General features: G+C 63.3%; 14 protein-coding genes. 6 read left to right on the forward strand and 8 right to left on the reverse strand.

Features of this window, described 5'->3' with window-relative positions:
* Positions 1-34: 34 nt before the first annotated feature.
* Together LNV07_RS02225 and LNV07_RS02230 are read right to left on the reverse strand one after the other, a co-directional pair.
* Entirely contained in the window at positions 35-1,285 is a 1,251-nt protein-coding gene (locus LNV07_RS02225; protein WP_263569526.1) for an SO2930 family diheme c-type cytochrome, read from the reverse strand.
* Between the two features lie 73 nt (positions 1,286-1,358).
* Positions 1,359-2,771: a parallel beta-helix domain-containing protein gene (locus LNV07_RS02230; RefSeq protein WP_263569527.1), complete on the reverse strand. Its 1,413-nt coding sequence runs from the start codon at positions 2,769-2,771 to the stop codon at positions 1,359-1,361.
* Positions 2,772-3,020: 249 nt separating this feature from the next.
* Here LNV07_RS02230 and LNV07_RS02235 point away from each other — a divergent pair, with 249 nt between their 5' ends.
* The 5 genes from LNV07_RS02235 (at position 3,021) to nadB (ending at position 9,566) form a co-directional block, all read left to right on the forward strand.
* Positions 3,021-4,049 carry an AraC family transcriptional regulator gene (locus tag LNV07_RS02235; RefSeq protein WP_263569528.1) on the forward strand — a complete coding sequence of 343 codons (1,029 nt, stop codon included), beginning with the start codon at positions 3,021-3,023 and terminating at the stop codon, positions 4,047-4,049.
* A gap of 104 nt (positions 4,050-4,153) precedes the next feature.
* Positions 4,154-5,035, forward strand: coding sequence for a sterol desaturase family protein (locus LNV07_RS02240; protein ID WP_263569529.1), 882 nt, complete (start codon positions 4,154-4,156; stop codon positions 5,033-5,035).
* A gap of 374 nt (positions 5,036-5,409) precedes the next feature.
* On the forward strand, positions 5,410-7,350 hold the full coding sequence (locus LNV07_RS02245; RefSeq protein WP_263569530.1) for a PAS domain-containing protein: 1,941 nt from the start codon (positions 5,410-5,412) through the stop codon (positions 7,348-7,350).
* Positions 7,347-7,718 carry a response regulator gene (locus LNV07_RS02250; RefSeq protein ID WP_263569531.1) on the forward strand — a complete coding sequence of 124 codons (372 nt, stop codon included), beginning with the start codon at positions 7,347-7,349 and terminating at the stop codon, positions 7,716-7,718. The genes LNV07_RS02245 and LNV07_RS02250 overlap by 4 nt, the downstream gene beginning before the upstream one ends.
* A 243-nt stretch (positions 7,719-7,961) precedes the next feature.
* The gene (nadB, locus tag LNV07_RS02255) at positions 7,962-9,566 is read left to right on the forward strand and encodes an L-aspartate oxidase (protein WP_263569532.1); all 1,605 of its coding nucleotides are present in this window, start codon (positions 7,962-7,964) and stop codon (positions 9,564-9,566) included.
* On the opposite strand, the gene LNV07_RS02260 is transcribed toward nadB, so the two are convergent.
* From LNV07_RS02260 to LNV07_RS02270, 3 genes are all read right to left on the reverse strand, one after another.
* Positions 9,563-9,853: a late competence development ComFB family protein gene (locus LNV07_RS02260; protein WP_263569533.1), complete on the reverse strand. Its 291-nt coding sequence runs from the start codon at positions 9,851-9,853 to the stop codon at positions 9,563-9,565. The genes nadB and LNV07_RS02260 overlap by 4 nt on opposite strands.
* Before the next feature lie 98 nt (positions 9,854-9,951).
* Positions 9,952-11,052 carry a quinolinate synthase NadA gene (gene nadA / locus LNV07_RS02265; RefSeq protein WP_263569534.1) on the reverse strand — a complete coding sequence of 367 codons (1,101 nt, stop codon included), beginning with the start codon at positions 11,050-11,052 and terminating at the stop codon, positions 9,952-9,954.
* A 31-nt stretch (positions 11,053-11,083) separates the two neighbouring features.
* On the reverse strand, positions 11,084-11,908 hold the full coding sequence (locus LNV07_RS02270; RefSeq protein ID WP_263569535.1) for an AraC family transcriptional regulator: 825 nt from the start codon (positions 11,906-11,908) through the stop codon (positions 11,084-11,086).
* A 78-nt stretch (positions 11,909-11,986) separates the two neighbouring features.
* On the opposite strand from LNV07_RS02270, the gene LNV07_RS02275 reads away from it, so the two are divergent.
* Positions 11,987-13,219 carry an MFS transporter gene (locus tag LNV07_RS02275; RefSeq protein ID WP_263569536.1) on the forward strand — a complete coding sequence of 411 codons (1,233 nt, stop codon included), beginning with the start codon at positions 11,987-11,989 and terminating at the stop codon, positions 13,217-13,219.
* A 234-nt stretch (positions 13,220-13,453) separates the two neighbouring features.
* Here LNV07_RS02275 and LNV07_RS02280 read toward each other — a convergent pair whose 3' ends face one another.
* The 3 genes from LNV07_RS02280 to LNV07_RS02290 all read right to left on the reverse strand — a co-directional run bounded on the left by LNV07_RS02280 (position 13,454) and on the right by LNV07_RS02290 (position 20,478).
* Positions 13,454-14,347: a transglutaminase family protein gene (locus tag LNV07_RS02280; RefSeq protein WP_263569537.1), complete on the reverse strand. Its 894-nt coding sequence runs from the start codon at positions 14,345-14,347 to the stop codon at positions 13,454-13,456.
* On the reverse strand, positions 14,344-16,902 hold the full coding sequence (locus LNV07_RS02285) for a circularly permuted type 2 ATP-grasp protein (protein ID WP_263569538.1): 2,559 nt from the start codon (positions 16,900-16,902) through the stop codon (positions 14,344-14,346). Before LNV07_RS02285 ends, LNV07_RS02280 begins: the two co-directional genes overlap by 4 nt.
* A gap of 150 nt (positions 16,903-17,052) precedes the next feature.
* Positions 17,053-20,478 (reverse strand): transglutaminase family protein, encoded by a 3,426-nt coding sequence (locus LNV07_RS02290; protein ID WP_263569539.1) that lies wholly within the window; start codon positions 20,476-20,478, stop codon positions 17,053-17,055.
* Between the last annotated feature and the right edge of the window lie 6 nt (positions 20,479-20,484).

Here is a 20,484-nt window from a genome sequence, read left to right on the forward strand (position 1 = left end):
TGCGGCGGTGGCATTCGATGGCGTTCGGTGGCCTTCAATGGCAGGCCGGTAGGGTCAGCTGATTGATCCAGTCGCGCACCACGGTGTTGCCCTCGGTATGGTTGACATGGCGGCCAATCACCGGCATCACGTCGCCGGTCGAGGTATGGCTCATGCGGTAGGCGAGCAAGGAAACGTCGGCCTGACCGGGCTCGATACCGTATTTATAGGCGCCGCCGGGCCCGCCGTAGGCCAAAGGCTTTTTGCACACACCCCATTGCGAGGTCGACGGGCTGCTGCTGCCGACGGTCGCAATGTCCAGCATCAGGCCGGTCTGGAAGGCCGCGCCACGGCTGCTGTGGCAATGCGCGCAGTTGACGTCCAGATAGGCCTTGGCGCGGGCTTCAATGGTTTGAGTTGTATCGCGCCAGTCGGCGTTGACGGGTGCAGTGGCAATGCCGCTGAAGCCCGACAGCAGCTTCAACTCGTCCCAGTAAACCAGCTGGTTCTTGGTCAGCGTGGCGCTGTAGGCATAGTTCTTGTTGAGGTTGCGCGGCTTGGGGCCGATCGGCAGGATGCCTTGGCCGCCGGCCGACTGGGTCGAGTGGCATTGCTGGCAACTCTGCGCATTCGGCACGCCGTAGACGAACTTCTCGTTCGCGCCCGACGCCCCCACCAACTCGAGCTTGACGTCGGCGCCGCCGATCTTCAGCTTGGCGTCCTTTTGATCGGCATCCCACACATAGGGCAGGCCCGACCAAGTTCCGTTCGGTTGCAGCACCAGGATCCGCGTTTCGACCAGCAGGTTGTTGGCCAGATCAATCGAGTCGCCTTGCGCCGTTTGGTTCTGCCTGGCCACAGCGCTATAGGTCGCATCGGTGCCGGTGGCCTTCGGGTAGTAGAAGGTCTTGGTGATCGCCGAGCCGATCGGGAACTCGATGGATCCGTCTGTTTTGTAAGTTATCTGCTTGCCGGCCGGCACATAGATGCTGCGCAGCTTGAACGCGTAGTCCGAAAACAAGGCCGTGTTCAAGTCATAAGGCAATACGCCCTTGTTCAGGCTCATCTTCTTGCCGTCGCTGAGCACCAAGTGCCAGTCCGAGAGTTTGTCGGGCGCGGTGCTCTGGTCGAATATTTTCACCTCGGGCGTGGCTGGCACTGTGGGGACGACCGGCGGCGGGGTCGGCTCCACGGCCGCGTTGTTATCGCTGCCGCCGCAGCTGGCCAGCAGGGTCAGCAGGCCAAGGCTTAGGCCGACGCTGGCGATACAGGCGAGCGGGTTTGATTTGATGTGCTTGATGTTCATGACTATGTTTCCTGTTTGGCGCTGCGCTGGCCGGTTTCCTGTGAGCGTTGGGCGTTTGTGGCCTTCTTCGAACTCAAGGCAGGCCGGTCACTGCCGGCATGCTGATGCTGCAATTCATCCGCGCAGGGAAGGGAAAGTTCGGGCCGGCCGACAAGCCTTGCAGCAAGGCCATCAGGTCCAGGTCGAGGTTTTCGTAGGAAATCATGCCGGCCACGGTCAGCGTGTCAATGACGTTAGTCTTCGAGCAAATCTGATTGTTGCCCTTGTACATGCCGCCCTGGCCCTGGCTGCCGGTGCTGCCGGTGGCGGGGTCGACAATGCCGTCCCAGATCACCGCCGGCAAGCGCTGCGGCAAGCTATTGCTCTTCAGCGAAGCGAACATGCCGTCCACCACCGCCCCTAATCCGGTCGGGTCGGCGAAGGCGCCGGCGGGCGCGCTGCCGAAGTCGTCTATTCTGTTGTCGTGGGCGTAGAAGCCGCGCAGATAGGGGTCGTAGACCTTGGGGTCGAAGGCGATCTGGGTGGCCTGGAAGCTGATTGCAAGAATCGCCGCCGTCTTGTGCTTGGTGATCGTGTTGCCGCTGACCTCGGAGTTTTGCGAAGCCAGCACCATCACGCCGGTGCCGGGCGGCACCGCGGTGACAAAGCCGGTGGCGTTGGCGGCCGTGGGCTGGTTGTTGTCGTGAACCTTGTTATTGCGCACGATGGTGCCGTCGTTGGTCGCAAAGCGGTAGGTGCCCGGCAAGGCGAACACCAGGATGCCGCCGGTGTTGTCGTGCACGTCGTTGTTTTCCACGATCGCATTGCGCGAGTTTTCGATCTCGATGCCGGCGACGTTGTAATAGACCTCGTTGCCGACCACGCGGATGTTTTTCGATTGCCCGACATAGACGCCGGCATCGCGCGTGCCGATCGCCTTGCTGTTGATGATCTGCACGTTGTCGCAGGCCACCGGGTAGAGGCCGTAAGCCATGCGCGAGGTCTTGACCGGGTCGGTCATCCACTCGGCGCGCACCGTGTCCATCAACACATCGCTGGAGTCGGAGACCATGATGGCGTCGCCGACCGCGTCCTCGACGCCGAATTTGCGCAGGGTTACGCCCTTGACGAAGCGCGCCTCAAGCCCGTTGGTTTCGGCCGCGCCCTTGAAGGACAAAATCGTGTTGCTGGCCGGATCGCTGCCATTGCCGGCGCCCAGGATGGTGACCTTGTTGACGCTGAGTTTGAGGGTCCGGTTGAACAGGTATTTGCCGGCCGGCAGCGTGATGGTGTCTCCTTCCCTGGCCCTGAAGAAGATCGTGTTGAGGTCTTCGGAATTCATTTGCGCGGCAGTCACGACGGTGCCCGGCACCGGGGTCGGCGCGGGTGCCGGGGCAGGCGCAGGTGCAGGGGCTGGTGCCGGGCTGGGAGTGGAGCTGCCTCCACCGCAGGCGGCGAGCCCCAAGGAAAACACGGTCGCAGCCCAAGTCGAGCGAGGGTTTTTCATCAGATATTTCCTTCTTCGGTGCGTGCCGGGCAATTCACAATCGCCGACATCTGGATGCGAACAGCGGGTCGATTTAACGCTGTCCTTTTGGGTGTGGAACAGGCTGTGCCGATTATTGAGCCAGCGATATTTTTCTCTCTTGTCACAATCTGCCATTCGTCAGTCAAATGACGACAAACTAGGATAAACACCGAGACAAGGCCGGCGCCCCCAAAAGCCGGCGCCGGCCTTGTCTTGAAGCCAATAAAGATGAACCAACGCACGCCCACCGCGCCCTCTCGTTACGCCTTGCAAATGCTGACTCTGTTGGAGTCCTGGGGGATAGGCCGCGAATCCGTGCTGGAGCGCGCCGGGCTGGATCAGGCCGAGTTCAACCGCAAGCAACGCAATTTGCGCATCACCTTGGCCGAAGCCGAGCGGATCTATGTGGCGGCCGCTGAGCTCAGTCAGCGCAAGGATCTGGCATTTGAATTTGGCCTGCGCCTGACCCCAACTTCGCATGGTTTGCTTGGCTACGGCTTGATAGGCAGCCCCGATATCCACGCGGTCTGGAGTTTGGCCATTCGCCAGCAATTCCATCTGACGGCGGCGTTCAGCATGGCCTACCGGCGCAGCGAAAATATGGGGCGCGCCGAGTTCGCGCCGGTCGGGTCAATGAGCCAGGACAGAGTCTGGTTCTATCAGGAAGTGCTGGCCGTGGCGACGCACACCACCATGAGGTTATTGCTCGGCGAGCGTATGCGCCCCTATGACGTCCGCCTAGCGATGCGGGTGCCGGAGCACATCGAGCGCTATCTCGCCTTGAGCCCCACGCGATTTCATTTTTCCCCGGACGCGCCGCCGGGTGTCATCGTCAGCATGGACGCGGCCTTGCTGGCTTTGCCCCTGCCCATGCCCTCGCCGGACATCGTCGCCGGCGTGGAAAAGCAGTTGAACAAGCAATTGCCCAGCGCCGAAACCGAGCCCTCATGGGTCAAGGTGGTGTGCAAAATCATCAATCAGGCCGAGCAGTGGCCGGTCACTTTGAAGGGCCTGGCGGCTCAATTGGACGTGTCTGAGCGCACCGTTGACCGGCGTCTCAAGCAGGAGGGCGTGTTGTTCAGCGAGCTGCACGACGGCCTGTGGCTGGACCGGGCCTGCACGCTCTTGAGCAATAACCGGATGACGGTGGCCGAAGTTGCCGAGCGCCTGGGCTATCAGGACGCGGCCAATTTCAGCCGCGCGTTCCGGCGTCGCACGCAGAAGTCGCCGAGCGAGTACCGGACTCAGCATATGTAGAGAAGCGCTGCAGGCCGGCAAACTTGGCTCCGAAACTCAGGCCAGGTGGTGCAAAACATTGGATCATTGCCGCGGTCGCCGTAGATCAAAGGACGCCTCAAAAAATGGACACCGCACTCGACCTTTTCCGTCAGCATCTTGATCCGCGCGACCTGACCCTGTTGTTGCTATCGCCGCTGTTCATGCTTTGCATTGCCATCGAGAGTTGGCGTTTTCGCAAACAGCCCGGCATCTACTCCTGGCGCGACACCTTCATGAGCATGAACAGTGGTGGCAGCTATTTGTTTGTCGATTTGGTTCTGGTGATCGTGCTGGTGATCCCGGCGATGCAGTGGGTTTATCAATACCGCCTCTGGACCATAGAGATCACGCCGTGGACCTTTTTTGCGCTCTTCATGGGTGTGGAACTGCTGTACTACGGCTTTCACCGCGCCAGCCACCGCATCCGCTGGTTCTGGTGCGCGCATGTTGTGCATCACGGCTCCGAGCATATGAACTTCACCACCGCGCTGCGGCAGAGCTGGTTCTATGCGATCGCCGGCAATTGGTTGTTCTACACGCCTATGGTCTGGCTGGGTTTCGAGCCGCATTGGGTCTTGTTCGCGCTGTCCTTGAATCTGGGCTATCAGTTCTTTGTGCACACGCAATGGATAGGCAAGCTGCCGGCCTGGTTCGAATGGCTGTTCAACACGCCCTCGCACCACCGCGCGCATCATGGCCGCAACCCCGTTTACATAGACCGCAACTTCGGCGGCACGCTGATCATTTTCGACCGCCTGTTCGGCAGCTTTGTGCCGGAGCAGGAGGCGGTCGACTACGGCCTGGAGCACCCGGTGCCGACCAACAATTTGATCTGGCTGAATGTGCATGAATGGGCGGCGATGCTGAAGGACATGCGGCGGGAGCTGCGCGAGAAGGGGTCCTGGTGGCTGGCCTTCAAGCATCTGTGGGCGCCGCCGGAGTGGGAGCGGGGGGATGTGGGGTAGCGGATTGATTTGTGGGCTGACAGTGAAGCCCATGCCGCTTGCCGCTGCGCACGCGCCTCGGTCTCTTTATGCTACTCAGCAACTTCAAAAGGGAGTGGAGGGCTGTTAAGTCCATCAGTCAGCCTGCCCAACAGGCCTGATCATCGGCCGAATTTGGAAGCCATGGTTGCGTCCATGCCGGGCATTCAGTCCGCCGTGCATCCTTGCAACTCTCCGTACCAAATCGACACATCAAGCCACCCAAATACTGTCGAGTAAGCGGCCCGGCATCATAATGACTACAGCTATTTGGATGTCTCCACCCCCATGCATCGTGGCCGGCGCTTGCAGCGATTGGGGCAACAGGTGTTGTCGAAATTTCTGAGGATCTCTTGATGAGCACTCAAGACGGAAGGCCGGCAACGGTTAGCCAGCAGCCCAATGATTTCAAACCTGCCTTGCCGGTCGATCCCGCCGGCAGTTCCGTGATGGGCGAACAGGCTGTGGCTGGCGCGGCTGCCGAGTTGAGTGTCGAAACCATCATTCAAGTCATAGCCGCCAGCCAGCCGGGAATGGCCGGCTACTGGGACGAGCATCTTCGGTGCCGATTTGCCAATCCTGCATACCAGGCATGGTTTGGAAAGACCCAAGATGAAATGCGCGGAAGGACGATTCAAAACCTTCAAGGCGATGAATTGTTCAAGAAGAATGAGCCGCATATACGCTTGGCTCTTGAGGGCATAGAACAATCGTTTGAACGAAAACTGATCAAGCCCAATGGAGCGGTTGCTTGGCTCTGGGTCCGGTACTTTCCTCACCGGATGAATGACAAGGTAATTGGATTTGTCGCGCTGGTGTTGGACATCACCGAACGTAAGCTGACGGAGCATGCGTTGCAGGCAAGCGAAACCCGCTTGCTTGACGCGAAGGCTGTTGCAAACATCGGCAGTTGGGAAACTGACCTGACCAGTCTGGACGTGATTTGGTCGGCGCAGACCTACAAGATTTTTGATCTTGACGCCAAGACATTTCAGGCCTCGCATCCGGCATTTTTAGAGTTCGTTCATCCGCATGACCGGGCAGCGGTAGATGCTGCTTTCCTCAAATCACTCGGACACAAGGGCGCTAACTCAATCGAACATCGGATTGTGAGCGCCACCGGCGTCACCAAATACGTGCAAGAGCGTTGGCGCATCGAGTGCGACCCTCAGGGACTGCCGGTGCGAGCCCTCGGCACCTGTCAGGATGTTACCGAAACGAAGTCAGCGGATGAGGCGAAAAGACAAATTGCCGACCGCTTGGCGCTGGCTACGCGGGCCAGCGGAGTAGGTATTTGGGACTACGACATTGTCGGCAACAAAATTGTCTGGGATGACGCCATGTATGCGCTTTACGGCATCGCGCCAACTCAGTTTGCCAACTTTTACGAAGCGTGGCACAGCAGCGTTCATCCGGAGGATCAAGCCCGCAGCGATGAAGAAGTCCAGCGCGCCATACGGGGGGAAGGGGAGTTTGACACCGAGTTCCGCATCCGGCGTCCCGACGGAACTGTCAGAAACATCCGCGCCGTCGCGATGGTTCAACGCGATGCCGATGGCCTGGCGCTGCGTATGGTGGGAAGCAACTGGGACATCACCGAGCAAAAGCACAATGAAGTAGCGCTGCAAGCGTCGCTCCGTGAGAAGGAAGCCCTGTTGAAGGAGGTTCACCACCGCGTCAAAAACAACCTGCAGGTCATCACCAGCTTGCTGCGCCTGGAGGCTGGACGCAGCGCAGTTGCCGATACCAAGGAGGTGCTCGGATCCATGCGAGGTCGTATCCGCACCATGGCGCAGTTGCATGAGACCCTGTACCGCTCGGGCACCTTTGCATCGGTGGATTTGGGGGTTTATCTGGGCCAAGTGGCCACCCAGGCGTTCAAGAGCCAAGAGTTGCACGGCGACTTGGTGCGGCTTGCTTTGAACCTGGGTTCGGTCAATGTTGGCATGGATCAGGCCACGGCGGCGGGACTGCTGCTTAATGAGTTGATCTCCAATTGCCTGAAGCATGGCTTTCCTGAGGGCCGTGCAGGTGAGGTGCGCGTGGAGTTGCAGCCTGCCCATGAGCAGGGCAAGCCCTCTGATGACCGCTGGTGCTTGTGCGTGAGAGACAGCGGCGTGGGTCTGGCCGCTGATTTTGAGGAGAAGCGAAAAACCTCGCTCGGCCTGCAACTGGTCCACGACCTGAGCGATCAGTTCGGAGGCATCTTGGTCATAGACTCGGTAGCCGGTCAGGGCGTTCGGTTCAATGTCGTTTTTACCGTGCAAGCGCCCGCAGCATTGGTGATGCCGCCATGATCAAGCGCCGAATTCTGGTGGTTGAAGACGAACGCCTTATCGCGCGGGACATTGCCATGCAACTGTGCGATTTGGGTTACGAGCCGCTTGGCCCGGCGCATACCGGCGAGCAAGCCATCAAGATGGCGGGGCAATTGCGGCCCGATTTGGTGCTGATGGATGTGCATCTGGCCAGCGCCATAGACGGTATTGAAGCGGCCCAGGTCATTCGCGCCCAATTTGATGTGGCCTCTGTATTTCTGAGTGCCTTTTCTGGCGATGCCAATAGTGCCAGGGCCGAACTCGCAAAGCCCGCAGGCTACCTGGCAAAGCCATTCGAGGACTATGAACTGCGGGAGACTATTGAGGCGGCGTTCAAAGGCGGCTGACATCCCGGTGTGCTGTTGCTGCGGTGCTCACGCCACCATGCAACCCCGCCAAACCATTGAACTCAGACCGGCTCAGCCGGATCATTTACCTCGGAGTTGCCGCCCGTTTGACACGGCAAGCCGGGTCGATCTGATCTTGAAATAACGCCTGTCTTTAGAATCCAGCCTCCTGCCCCTGCATGGCGCCCTCGAAGCGGCGCCGGAAGCCCACGAATGAATGCTGCCGCTGCTGCCAAGTCAAAGATGCCTGTCGCCCCAGTCGTGATCGTGGGAGCCGGCTTGGCCGGTTTGACGGTGGCACTGCATCTGGCCGATACGACGCCGGTGGTGGTGTTGGCCAAGCGTGAATTAACCGAGGGGGCCACCGCTTGGGCGCAAGGCGGCATCGTCGGTGTGCTGGGCAGCGATGACAGCATCGAGTCCCATGTGCGGGACACCCAAGACGCCGGCGCCGGCCTGGTCGATGCCGGCACCGCCCGCTTCATCGCCGAGCGCAGCGCCGCCGCAGTCGAATGGCTGGTCAACCAGGGCGTGCCTTTCACTCCCGATGACGACGGCCCGCTGGGCCTGCACCTGACGCGCGAGGGCGGCCATGCGGTGCGCCGCATCGCGCACGCGGCCGATGCCACCGGCAAGGCCATTCACGACCAATTACTGGCCGCCGCCAAACGCCACCCCAACATCACGCTGCGCCAGCGCTGGATGGCGCTGGACCTGATCACCTCGCGCCATGTGCAGCGCGAGGAAGAGCCGCGCTGCTACGGCATCTATGCGCTGGACATCGATACCCAGCGCGTCGAAGCGCTGCCGGCGCGTGCGGTCGTGCTGGCCACCGGCGGCGCCGGCAAGGTCTACCGTTACACCACCAACCCGGACACCTCCACCGGCGACGGCATCGCGATGGCCTGGCGGGCCGGCTGTCGGGTCGCGAATATGGAGTTCATCCAGTTCCACCCGACTTGCCTGTACCACCCGCAGGAGCGCAGCTTTTTGATCACCGAGGCGCTGCGCGGTGAGGGCGGCTATCTCAAGCTGCCCGAACATGTCGGCGGCGGCCGTTTCATGGCCGCGCATGATGACCGGATGGAGTTGGCGCCGCGCGACATCGTCGCCCGCGCGATCGATTTCGAGATGAAAAAGCATGGCGTCGACCATGTCTGGCTGGACGCGACGCACTTGGGCGAGGCTTTCCTGAAAGAGCATTTCCCGACCGTCCATGCGCGCTGCCTGAGCCTCGGCATCGACATCGCCAAGCAGCCGATCCCGGTCGTGCCGGCGGTGCATTTCACCTGCGGCGGTGTGGTCACCGATCTGCTCGGGCGCAGCGACTTGCCCGGCGTCTATGCGGTGGGCGAGACCGCCTACACCGGCCTGCACGGCGCCAACCGGCTGGCCAGCAATTCGCTCTTGGAATGCGTGGTCTTGGGTCAGACCTGTGCCGATCACATTCTGGCCCAGCCCGCGAGCGAGCCCGCGCCCTTGCCGGGCTGGGACGAAAGCCAGGTCGAAGACGCCGACGAGCAGGTCGTCATCGCACATAACTGGGATGAGCTACGGCTCTTGATGTGGAACTATGTCGGCATCGTGCGCACCACCAAGCGGCTGGAGCGGGCGCTGCACCGGATCGCCTTGCTGCGCGGCGAGATCGATGACTATTACGCCAATTTCCGCGTCAGTCGCGACCTGCTGGAGTTGCGCAATCTGGTCGACTGCGCCGAGCTGATCGTGCGCTCGGCCTTGTTGCGGCATGAGAGCCGCGGCCTGCATTACAGCCGCGACTATCCGCTGACGCTGCCGGTCAGCTTTCCGACGGTGTTGATGGCCGAGCGGGGGCTGCGCAAGCTTTAGGCTTTGGCGCGCAGCGCCAACCTGGCCTGCACGAAGTTGAACGCATAGCCGACCGACTCGTCGATGGCGGAGTCGATCTCGCGCCGTTCATGCTCGGTCAGGTAGAACAAGAAGTCGACCGCGTGGCGGATATAGCGCGGTGGCAGACGGTTCAGCGCCACGCAGGCGACGTCGCAGAGCAGGTCGCTGTCGGCGGCAACTGCGGGGAACTGCGGCGCCAGGGCCATCACGGCACCCAGCACCTCGCGTTCGTGGTGGTTGTAGATCGAGCTGAAGTCTTGGGTCATTTGGCTAAGCCTCCGTCAGAGATTCCCACACGATAAACGCTTTTCGCTCTCAGCGGGCCGCTGAAATGCCCTGATCCGGCCGCCTATTTGTCATCGTTTCAAGCCGCGCCGATGCCGGGCACCAGGCCTGCCGCCGCCGCTTTGGACTTGGCCGTGAAGTCCAGCATGCGCTCGATGCAGCCCAGCGCCTTGACGCGGGTGGCTTCGTCAATTTCTATTTCAGGAAGGCCGCGCTCCAGGCAGTCGACCAGACCTTGCAGCCCGTTCATCGCCATCCAGGGGCAATGGGCGCAGCTCTTGCAGGTGGCGCTGCTGCCTGCCGTCGGCGCTTCGATCAGCGTCTTGGTCGGGGCCAACTGGCGCATCCGGTGCAGGATGCCGTTGTCGGTGGCGACGATGTATTCCTGCGCCTCCCCCTCGACGACCGCCTTGATCAGTGCCGAGGTCGAGCCCACCACATCGGCCAGCGCCACCACGCTTTGCGGCGACTCGGGGTGGACCAGAATCTTTGCTTCCGGATGCTGCTCGCGCAGCAGTTGCAACTCCAAGCCCTTGAACTCGTTGTGGACGATGCAGTCACCGGCCCACATCAGCATGTCGGCGCCGGTCTGCTCCTCGATATAGCGGCCCAGATGGCGGTCCGGCGCCCAGAGGATTTTCTTGCCCTCGGCCTTCAAGGCGGACACGATCTCCAGCGCGCAGGAGCTGGTCACCATCCAGTCGGCGCGTGCCTTGACGGCCGCGCTGGTGTTGGCGTAGACGACCACGGTGCGGTCCGGATGCGCGTCGCAAAAAGCGGCGAACTGATCGGCCGGGCAGCCCAGGTCGAGCGAGCAGGTGGCGTCCAGATCGGGCATCAGCACGCGCTTTTCGGGGCTCAGAATCTTGGCGCTTTCGCCCATGAAGCGCACGCCGGCGACCACCAGCGTCGAGGCTTCATGGTCACGGCCGAAGCGGGCCATCTCGAGCGAATCGGACACGCAGCCGCCGGTTTCCAGCGCCAGGTCTTGCAGGTCGCCGTCAACATAGAAATGCGCGACCAGCACCGCATTCTTGGCCTTCAGCAGCTCGGCCGCGCGGGCTTTGAGTGCCTGCTTTTGGCTGGGGTTCAGCGGCGCGGGCGTCTTGGCCCAGGCTTGGGCGGTGCAACTGAGGCCGGCGCCGCCTTGGCGGGTGTAGTCGAAGAGAACTTGTTCCATGGGGGGGATTTTAGGGGTGACGGCAAAGCGCTCAGGCCAGGGCAAAGAATCGGCTGGGCGGCATGCCCACGGTGCGAGTCACCATCGCGGTGAAAGCGCTGGCGCTGGCATAGCCCAGCTCATGGGCGATCAAGCTCATCGGCATCTTGCGGGCCGCCAGCGTCAGCGCGCGCGCCAGCAAGACCTGCGAGCGCCACTGCGCATAACTGCTGCCCAGCTCATCGCGGAAAAGTCTGGAGACCGTGCGCGCACTGGCCCCGACTTCGGCCGCCCAGCCGTCCAGATCGGCGTGGCGCCCGGGCTCGTCCAGCATCGCCTCGCACAGGCGCCGCAAGCGCTTGTCCTGCGGCAAATCAACGCCCAGGCGAAGGCTTTTGGCGCGCCGCAGCTCGTCCAGCACCAGGCTGGCAATGCATTGTTCGCGGCGCGGGTCCTCGGCAGCGTCGGGCGAGATCGCCAGTTGCATCACCAACTCACGCAGCAGCGGCGTCACCTCGATGACCCGGCAGCCCTGCCACACCGGGCCATCGCTGGGTGCCTGATGCAGGTAGACCGTGCGCAGATCGGCGCGTTCCACGGCCGTCACCGCATGCACGATGGTGGGCGCAATCCAGACCGCGCGGGCCGGCGGTACCAGATAGGTGGCGTGCGCGGTGTTGACCCGCACCGCGCCGCTGATCGAGAACGCCAGTTGACCCCAGGCATGTTGGTGCGCTTGGATGTCCACGTCATGTTCCAACACTCTAGCTTTGGCGCGCACCGGTCGCTGGGCGCTCGGTGCATAACGCAATGGGTCCAGCGGTGGCAGGCTGGTGCGTCGCACCCTTGCCTTGGCGGCGGTTTTTTGGGTGGGCATGTTTCTTCTGGCTGAAATTCAATAGAACTTGTCGCTCTATCGTAACTTGGCCTGCGCCACCCCGCCTAAAGTCTCGGCATGAACTCAGCAACGCTTCCAATTCAAGCCTCCGAGCAGGCCCGCCGCGACTTTTCCACCATTGGCCTGATCGGCCTGGCGCATGGCACTTCGCATTTCTTTCATATGCTGCTGCCGCCTTTGTTCCCGGCCTTTATGCAGGACTTCGGCCTGAGCTATTCGCAGCTCGGTTTGCTGGTGACAACGTTTTTCATCATCTCCGGCTTGGGTCAGGCCATGGCCGGCTTCTTGGTTGATCGCACCGGCGCAAGGCCGGTCTTGTTCGCGGCGCTGAGCTGCTTTGTGCTGGCCTCGCTGGCGGCGGCGATGGCGGGCGGCTTTGGCGGCTTGATGCTGGCCGCTGCACTGGCGGGCCTGGGCAACGCGCCATTTCACCCCGCCGACTTCACGATTTTGAACAAGCGCGTTTCGCAGCCGCGCTTGGGTCATGCCTTCTCGGTGCATGGCATCACCGGCAATCTGGGCTGGGCGCTGGCGCCGGTGTTTGCTATCGGCATCAGCGAGCTCAGCGGCAGCTGGCGCTACGCCTATCTCGGCACAGGCCTGCTGGCGCTGCTGGTGCTGGCCTTGCTGTGGTTGAAGCGCGATGCGATCGACGACAGCCAAGGGGCTTGGTCGCATGACAAGCCCGGCGCCGCTGCGGTCAAAGACGAGCATCCGATGGCGTTTTTGCGCCTGCCCTCGGTCTGGTTGTGCTTCTCGTTTTTCTTCTTCGGCACCGCCGCGCTGACCGCGATTCAAAGTTTTGCCAGCCCGGCGCTGGCCGAGCTCTACGGCCTGCCGCTGAAGGCGACCGCCTTTGTCGTCACCGGCTATATGCTCAGCGGCGCCATCGGCATGGTGATAGGCGGTTTTTGGGTCGCCAAGTCGGCCTCGCTGGAGCGCAATATCACCATCGGCTTGGCCGGTGCGGCCGCGCTCCTGGCCTTGGCCGCGACCGGTTTGATCGCGCCGTTGCTGGCCGCCATGGTGGTGGCCGTGGCGGGCTTTGGCACCGGCCTGGCCGGGCCCTCGCGCGATATGTTGATCAAGCGCGCCGCCCCGCCGGGCGCCACCGGCCGGGTTTACGGCACCGTCTACTCGGGCCTGGATCTGGGCTTTGCGGTGGCCGCGCCGATCTTCGGCGCCTTGATGGACAGAGGGCAGCCGAGTGGCGTGTTCTACGGCGCCGCCTTGGCCTTGCTGCTTGCGATTGGCGCGGCGAGCCTGGTTGGCTGGGTGCGCAAGCGCTGAACTTACCGGCCGATTGACCATCAATCAAACCTCGGTCACGGCCCGATCCAAAGTTTGAGCCGCAAGCCGCGCCCTGCCCGGTTCATGGATTAGCCGCGAAGTTGCCTCTTCACCTGGGCGTCCACAGAAACTGTGTGGTGGTTTCAGTGGGCCCAATGCCCGGTACGTGCACAAAACAGTCGCTCCAAACCCAGCGATTCCGCCCCATCAAGACTTGGCAAAAACCTGTTTTCTTCAAGCCAACGGCGTGACCGTCACCTTGACTTGTAACTGCTGCGCGCCGCCGCCCAGCACGATGCCGCGCATCGGCGTCACGTCGCTGAAGTCGCGGCCCCAGCCCAGCGTGATGTGCTCGCCCTGCACCAGGCAGCGGTTGGTGGGGTCAAAGTCGATCCAGCCATGCAGCGGGCAAAACACCGACACCCAGGCATGCGAGGCGTCGGCACCGATCAGGCGCGGCTGGCCAGGCTTGGGGTGGGTGAGGATGTAGCCGCTCAAATAGCGTGCCGGCAGGCCCAGGCTGCGCAGACAGCCAATCATCAGCTGGGCAAAATCCTGGCAGACGCCGCGGCGGCCGCTCAAGACCTGCTCCAGCGGCGTCGAGATCTCGGTCGCCTCGGCATCGAACTTGAAATCGGCAAAGATGCGCTGCGTCAGGTCCAGCGCAGCCTCCAGCAGCGGCCTGCCCGGGCGAAAGCTGGGGCGCGCATACAGCTCCAGCGCGCTGCTCAACTCGACATGCGGCGAGGCGTAGAGGTAACGCGTTGCTTCCAGGGCGTCGGCCGTCTGCGCGCGCTGCACCTGCTCGCGCACCGACTCCCAGGGTTTGGAGCCCTGCAGCTGTGCCATGGCGGGCCGTTGGCTTAAGGTGACGACCGAGTCCGCATGCACGTTCAGGGTCTTGTGCGGCGCCATCAGCGTCAGGCGGCTTGTCGGGTTGCCGAAATAATCACGGCCCTCGCTGGCCTCATGCTCAGCCGGCTCCACCCGGATGCGATGCGACTCGGTGGCCTGCAGGGCAAAGCTGCGCGGGGTCAGATGCAGGTATTGCTGCGACAACGTGACGGGGCTTTGATAGCTGTACTCGGTCTCATGCTCGACCCTGTATTTGATGCCGGCGGCGCTCATGGCTTGGCCGCCTTCTCGCCGGTGTAGCTGAAGAATTGAACGCTGATCCGCTCGGACATGGTCTCGCTGGCGCGCCTGATGCGCAGCAGCAACTGTGTCAAGCGCGCATTGCCCCGGTAGAGCTCGGTGGCCGGCGCCAGCGCCAGCAACTCATCCCTGGCCGCTTGCATTTCAACTTCACCGCAAGCCCCTGTGCCCAGGGCCATCTTGGCCATGCCCTTGACGATGCCGTCGAGCTGGAACAGCACGCTGCGCGGGTTGCTGGCGTCCAGCAACAAGAGGTCCAGCACCGGCAGCCATTCGGGCTGGGCCCGGTAACGTGAGCGGTAGGTGACGATGCTGTCGGCCAACTCCAAGAGCCAGTCCAGCGAGCCATCGGCGTCCATGCTCAAGGCGCTTTGCAAGACCTCGCATTGATACTGCAAACGCTCCAGCCGCCGGCCCAGCGATAAAAAGCGCCAGCCCAGATCGCGGTTCATACCGTCCAGCGCAAAGCCGGCCATCGTCATCGAGGCGGCCGCTGCATCGTCGAGCAAGGTCATCGCATCGGCCTGCGACAGGCGCTTGGGGTCGGCGGGCGCTTGCTGCAGCATGCGGTTGAGGGCGCGCCAGTTGTCGATCGACAGCCGCTCACGTAACTGGCTGGCGCTGCGGTAGAGCTGCTGCTGCTGGCGCGCCAGGCCGGGCACCTCGGGCGACACCACGGCCAAGAGCAAGGCCTGCTCGACCTGCGCGTCGCTCAGTGAGGCGCTGAGCTGGGCTCGGTCGGTGCTGTCCTTGGGCGGGTGCTTGCCGTCCAGCAAATGATGTTGCGCGCACAGCGCCTTGACGGTGGGCCATTCGGCGCCTTGCGCGGCGGGGCGCAGATTGAACAAGAAGTTCAGGCTGACGCGCAGCAGCCGCGCGATATTGTCGCAACGCTCGGCATTGCGACCGAACCAGAACAGGTTCTCGGCCGCGCGGCTCGACACATGGGTGTCGTCGCGCACCAGATCGGCCACGGTGGTGGTGCGCGACAGCGGCCGGTGCGCATCGACCAAGGGCAGCTCGCGCGCCTGCACCCAGGTGTCTTTGCTGCCGCCTCCGCGCTGCAGCGTGATCACGCGCACATCGGGGCCGGTGGCCACGCGCGTGAGCCCGCCCGGCATCACCACATAGCCGGTCGGCGTGGCGCAGGCATAGACGCGCAAGCCCATTGCGCTGGCACCCAGGCCCCCATGCGCGCCAGGGCGTTGCTTGGCGATGTCGGCGCGCCAGACCGGCGCCTGCGACAAATGCACCAGCTCCTGCGCCACATAGTCGGCCGGGTGGGCGCGCAGCTTGGCGATGAAGGCGGCCCGCTCGACGCCCTTCAGGTCTTGGCCAAAGACGGTGAATTGGCGGCTTTGCGGGAAGGCAGGCTTGATCACCAGTCGGTCCAGCTTGGCAATCACCTGCGCCAAGGCGGCCGGCTCGCCGCACCACCAGGTGGCCACCGAAGGCATCTTCAGCGGCGCGCCCAGCACGCGCTGGGACAGCGCCGGCAAAAAGCCCAGCAAGGCGCCCGATTCCAGCAGGTTGGAGCCCAGGCTGTTGGCGATCAAGACATTGCCCAGCCTTGCCGCCTCGATCAGGCCGGGGATGCCGAGGCTGGAATCGGCGCGCAGCTCCAGCGGGTCGCAATAGTCATCGTCGACCCGGCGCATGATCACATGCACCCGCTTCATGCCCGACAAGGTCTTGTGCCAGACCATGCCATTGCGCACGGTCAGGTCCGACCCTTCCACCAGCGGCAGGCCCAGGTGGCGGGCCATATAAGCTTGCTCGTAATAGGTTTCGTTGTAGGGGCCGGGTGTCAGCAAGACGATCAGCGGTGGCTCGCCGGCGCGTAGCGGCGTGCTGCCGCTGTTCGCGCATTGGTGGCCCCAGTAGCTGAGGCTGTCGCGCATCTTGTCGAAAAAGCCGGTCAAAGGGCGGACATTCAGGTCGCGCATCAGATCGGGGAAGGTGCGGCCGATCACCGCGCGGTTCTCCAGCGCATAGCCGCTGCCGGACGGCGCTTGTGTGCGGTCCGCCACCACCCACCAGCGCCCACTCGGGGCGCGCGCCAGGTCCACCGCATAGAAGTGCAGCGCGATGCCGTCGCGGTGGCGCATGCCGTGACAAGGGCGCAAGAAACCGGCATGACCATGGATCAGCGCCGGTGGCAGTTGGCCCTGCTGCAGCAGCAGTTGCGGGCCGTAGACGTCCAGCAAGATCTGATTCAGGAGCGTGGCGCGCTGCGTCACGGCGGCCTCGATCTCGGCCCATTCGTTGTGCGGCAGGATCAGCGGCAGCACATTCAAATCCCAGGGCCTGCCGGCGCCGCGGGTGTCGGCGTAGACGTTGTAGGTGACGCCGTTCTCGCGCACCTGGCGCTGCACCGCCTCGTCGCGCTCGCGCATCAGGCCGGGCGCCTCGCGGGCCAGCGCCGTCAGCAGCGCGCGCCAATGCGGGCGCGGCTGGCCATCGGCGCCCAGCATTTCGTCAAAGCGATCGGTGGCGGCCGGGTAGCCTGAGAGAAGTCGAGAAGGCACGGTGAAGCGAAAAGGGTTCGCGTGGACTACAGGGCTGCGATTATCTCTGTGCTTGGCCGGCCGCGGTCACAAGAAACAAACGCCGGGCCGCCCCAAGTGTTTCTTCTCCCCCTCGGGGGGCCTGGCGCGAAGCGACTGGTATGGGGGCGCTCATAAGGGCTGCCAGCGCAGATCCAGCGTCATCGGAAAGCTCGGGTTGAGCGGCTCCTTGAACAGCGTCATCGGCCCCGGCGTGTGGCCATGCGGCCAAAAGCGCGCGAAGCGCCGCGCTTCGGCCGCGTTGGCGTTGACCGGCGAATGTTCCTCGCTGCGCCCGCCCGGGTGGACGACGTGATAGGTGCAGCCACCGATCGCACGGCCGCTCCAGCTGTCGACCAGATCAAAGGTCAAGGGTGCTTGCACGCCAATCGTCGGATGCAGCGCCGACCAGGGGCTCCATGCGCGGAAACGCACCGCCGCCACATATTCGCCCGGCACCCCGGTCGGGTGCAACGGCAGCATGCGGCCATTGCAGGCAATCACATGCCGCCCGTCGGTCAGGCCGCGAACCAGCAACTGCATGCGCTCGACCGAGGAATCCACATAACGGGCCGTGCCGCCGGCGGCCATTTCTTCGCCCAAGACATTCCAGGGCTCGATCGCCTGCCTCAGCTCCATCTCCACGCCCTCGTAAACGACGGTGCCAAAGCGCGGGAAGCGGAACTCGATGAAGGGCTCGAACCAATGGTCCTCAAAGGCATAGCCGGCCGCGCGCAGATCGCGTGCGACATCGCGGATGTCTTGTGCGACGAAATGCGGCAACATCCAGCGGTCATGCAGTGCCGTGCCCCAATGCACCAGCTTGGCCTGATAAGGCTGCTGCCAGAACCGCGCCACCAAGGCGCGCAGCAGCAACATCTGCAAGAGGCTCATGCGCTCATGCGGCGGCATCTCGAAGGCGCGGAACTCGACCAGGCCCAGGCGCCCGGTCGGGCCGTCGGGCGAGTAGAGTTTGTCGATCGAGAACTCCGAGCGATGCGTGTTGCCGGTCAAATCGACTAACAGGTTACGCAAGAGGCGGTCAACCATCCAGGGCTTGTCGCCGGGTGCCAGGGTCGGCAAGATCCGGTCCATCTGCTGGAAGGCGATCGCAAGCTCGTACAGATTGTCATCACGCGCTTCGTCCACGCGCGGCGCCTGGCTGGTCGGGCCGATGAAGGTGCCCGAGAACAGATAGGACAGGGCCGGGTGGTTCTGCCAATAGCTGATCAGGCTCTTGAGCAGATCGGGGCGGCGCAGCAGCGGGCTGTCTTCGGCGGTGGCGCCGCCCAGCGTGGCATGGTTGCCGCCGCCGGTGCCGGTGTGGCGGCCGTCGACCATGAACTTCTCGGTGCCCAAACGAGTCAGCCTGGCCTCCTGATAAAGCGTGCTCATCGTGTAGACCAGCTCGTTCCAGCTTGCGGACGGGTGCACATTGACCTCGATCACGCCCGGGTCCGGCGTCACGCTGAGCAGCTTGATGCGGGGGTCGCGCGGCGGGCCATAGCCTTCGATCCAGAGCTTCAGTTGCAGCTTGGCGGCCGTTGCTTCGACGATCTGCACCAGCGCCAGATAGTCCTCGATGCGTTTGACCGGCGGCATGAAGACATAAAGGCGGCCGTTGCGCACCTGCACGCATAAGGCGGTGTGAATCACGTCGCGCGGCGCCGGTGTGGCCTGGTGCTGGCCGGGTCGCGCTTGTTCCGGTGCCGGCACCGGGCTGTCGGCCCGGCCCAGCGTGGCACGCGCCAGCCTCTTGGCCGCTGCCAGCGCGGCGCGCGGGCCCCGCTGAGTTTGGCGGTCAGCATGGGCCAGCTTGAGGTCCAGCGTCGCCTTGGCCTCCAGCAGCGCGCTGCGCTCGGCAAAGGGGTCGAGATCGAATTCGGTCTCTTGTTCTTCCGGCAAGACCCAGGGCAGCGAGTTCAGCGGCAGGCGCAGGCCCAGCGGTGAATCGCCGTCGATCAGATACAGATGCTCGCGTTTGAGCGGCCAGGCCGTGCTGCGCCAGCTCGTGCTCAGGCTGACGCCGGGTTCGAACGGTGTTGGCGCCAAGGGCAGCACATAGCCGGCTATTTCACCCAAGCCCTTGTCCAGAAGACGGGCCAGACGGCGGCGCTGTTCGGAGTCGCTCAAATCGGCGAACAGTGGGTTCAAATTGCTCGGCAGACCCTCCTCGATCTGCGCCTGCTGGCGGACGTCTTCATAGGCGGGAATGCTGCTGGCGGCGGGCAAATGCAGCCCCTCCAGCAGCGCGGCCATGAAGCGCTCGGCTTCAGCGTTGCCATAGCCGTCATTGCTGCCTTCTTCCGAGAACAACGAGGCATCGCGCCACATCGGCTGGCCGTCGACCCGCCAATAGATGTTCAGCGCCCAGCGCGGCAGCGGTTCGCCCGGATACCACTTGCCCTGGCCGTAATGCAGCATGCCGCCGGGGGCAAAATGGTTCTTCAGCCGCAGCATCAGCTGGCCGGCCAGCTCGCGCTTGTGCTCGCCATGGGCCTCGGTGTTCCATTGCGCGCCGTCCATATCGTCGATCGACACAAAAGTCGGCTCGCCGCCTTGCGTGAGGCGCACATCATTGCGCTTCAGATCGGCGTCGACCTGCTGGCCCAGCCGGTCTATGGCCTGCCAGTCGGTGTCGGAATAGGGCTTGGTGACGCGCGGGTCTTCATGGATGCGGGTCACCGTCATCTCATGCACGAAGCTGACCTCGGCCTTGTCGGTGAAGCCGCTGACCGGTGCGGCCGACGAGGGCAGGGCGGTGCAGGCGAGCGGGATATGGCCCTCGCTGGCCAGCATGCCCGAGGTTGGGTCCAAGCCTATCCAGCCGGCGCCGGGGATGTAGACCTCGGTCCAGGCATGCAGATCGGTGAAGTCGACCGCGGCTCCATTGGGGCCGTCGAGCGAGGCCTGGTCGGGCTTGAGCTGGATCAGATAGCCGGACACAAAACGCGCGGCCAGGCCCAAGGCGCGCAGGATCTGCACCAGCAGCCAGGCGCTGTCGCGGCAGGAACCCGAGGCTTTTTGCAGCGTCTCCTCGGGGCTTTGAATGCCCGGCTCCATGCGCAGCAAATAGCCGATGCGGACCTGCACGCGCTGGTTCAGATAGACCAGAAAGTCATTGGTCGGCAAGGAGCTACTGAGCATTTCGCTGCGCACCGCCGCGATCCAATCTTTGAGCATCGGCCCCGGCGGGTCGACCTGCAGATAAGGCCCAAGCTCCGCCGCCAACTGGGCCGGGTAGGCAAAGGGGAAGCGCTCGGCGTATTTTTCGACGAAGAAGTCAAAGGGGTTGATCACCGTCATGTCGGCGACCAGATCGACGGTGAAGCTGAGTTCTTCGGCCTTCTCGGGGAAGACAAAGCGGCCGATGTAGTTGCCGTAAGGGTCTTGCTGCCAATTGATGAAATGCTCTTCGGGCGAGACCGTCAGCGAGTAGGACAGGATGGGCGTGCGCGCATGCGGCGCCGGCCGCAGCCTCACCTCATGCGGGGACAGTGCCACGGCGCGGTCGTAGCGGTAGCTGGTGCAGTGGTGCAATGCGACTCGGATGGCCATATGTGG

Source organism: Roseateles oligotrophus, assembly GCF_025717515.1.
Lineage (GTDB): Bacteria > Pseudomonadota > Gammaproteobacteria > Burkholderiales > Burkholderiaceae_C > Paucibacter_A > Paucibacter_A oligotrophus.

Bases quoted from the DNA above. Each gene is read 5' to 3' on its own strand.
- LNV07_RS02225 (WP_263569526.1), bottom strand. From the start codon at position 1,285: ATGAACATCAAGCACATCAAATCAAACCCGCTCGCCTGTATCGCCAGC.
- LNV07_RS02230 (WP_263569527.1), bottom strand. From the start codon at position 2,771: ATGAAAAACCCTCGCTCGACTTGGGCTGCGACCGTGTTTTCCTTGGGG.
- LNV07_RS02235 (WP_263569528.1), top strand. From the start codon at position 3,021: ATGAACCAACGCACGCCCACCGCGCCCTCTCGTTACGCCTTGCAAATG.
- LNV07_RS02240 (WP_263569529.1), top strand. From the start codon at position 4,154: ATGGACACCGCACTCGACCTTTTCCGTCAGCATCTTGATCCGCGCGAC.
- LNV07_RS02245 (WP_263569530.1), top strand. From the start codon at position 5,410: ATGAGCACTCAAGACGGAAGGCCGGCAACGGTTAGCCAGCAGCCCAAT.
- LNV07_RS02250 (WP_263569531.1), top strand. From the start codon at position 7,347: ATGATCAAGCGCCGAATTCTGGTGGTTGAAGACGAACGCCTTATCGCG.
- nadB (WP_263569532.1), top strand. From the start codon at position 7,962: ATGCCTGTCGCCCCAGTCGTGATCGTGGGAGCCGGCTTGGCCGGTTTG.
- LNV07_RS02260 (WP_263569533.1), bottom strand. From the start codon at position 9,853: ATGACCCAAGACTTCAGCTCGATCTACAACCACCACGAACGCGAGGTG.
- nadA (WP_263569534.1), bottom strand. From the start codon at position 11,052: ATGGAACAAGTTCTCTTCGACTACACCCGCCAAGGCGGCGCCGGCCTC.
- LNV07_RS02270 (WP_263569535.1), bottom strand. From the start codon at position 11,908: ATGCCCACCCAAAAAACCGCCGCCAAGGCAAGGGTGCGACGCACCAGC.
- LNV07_RS02275 (WP_263569536.1), top strand. From the start codon at position 11,987: ATGAACTCAGCAACGCTTCCAATTCAAGCCTCCGAGCAGGCCCGCCGC.
- LNV07_RS02280 (WP_263569537.1), bottom strand. From the start codon at position 14,347: ATGAGCGCCGCCGGCATCAAATACAGGGTCGAGCATGAGACCGAGTAC.
- LNV07_RS02290 (WP_263569539.1), bottom strand. From the start codon at position 20,478: ATGGCCATCCGAGTCGCATTGCACCACTGCACCAGCTACCGCTACGAC.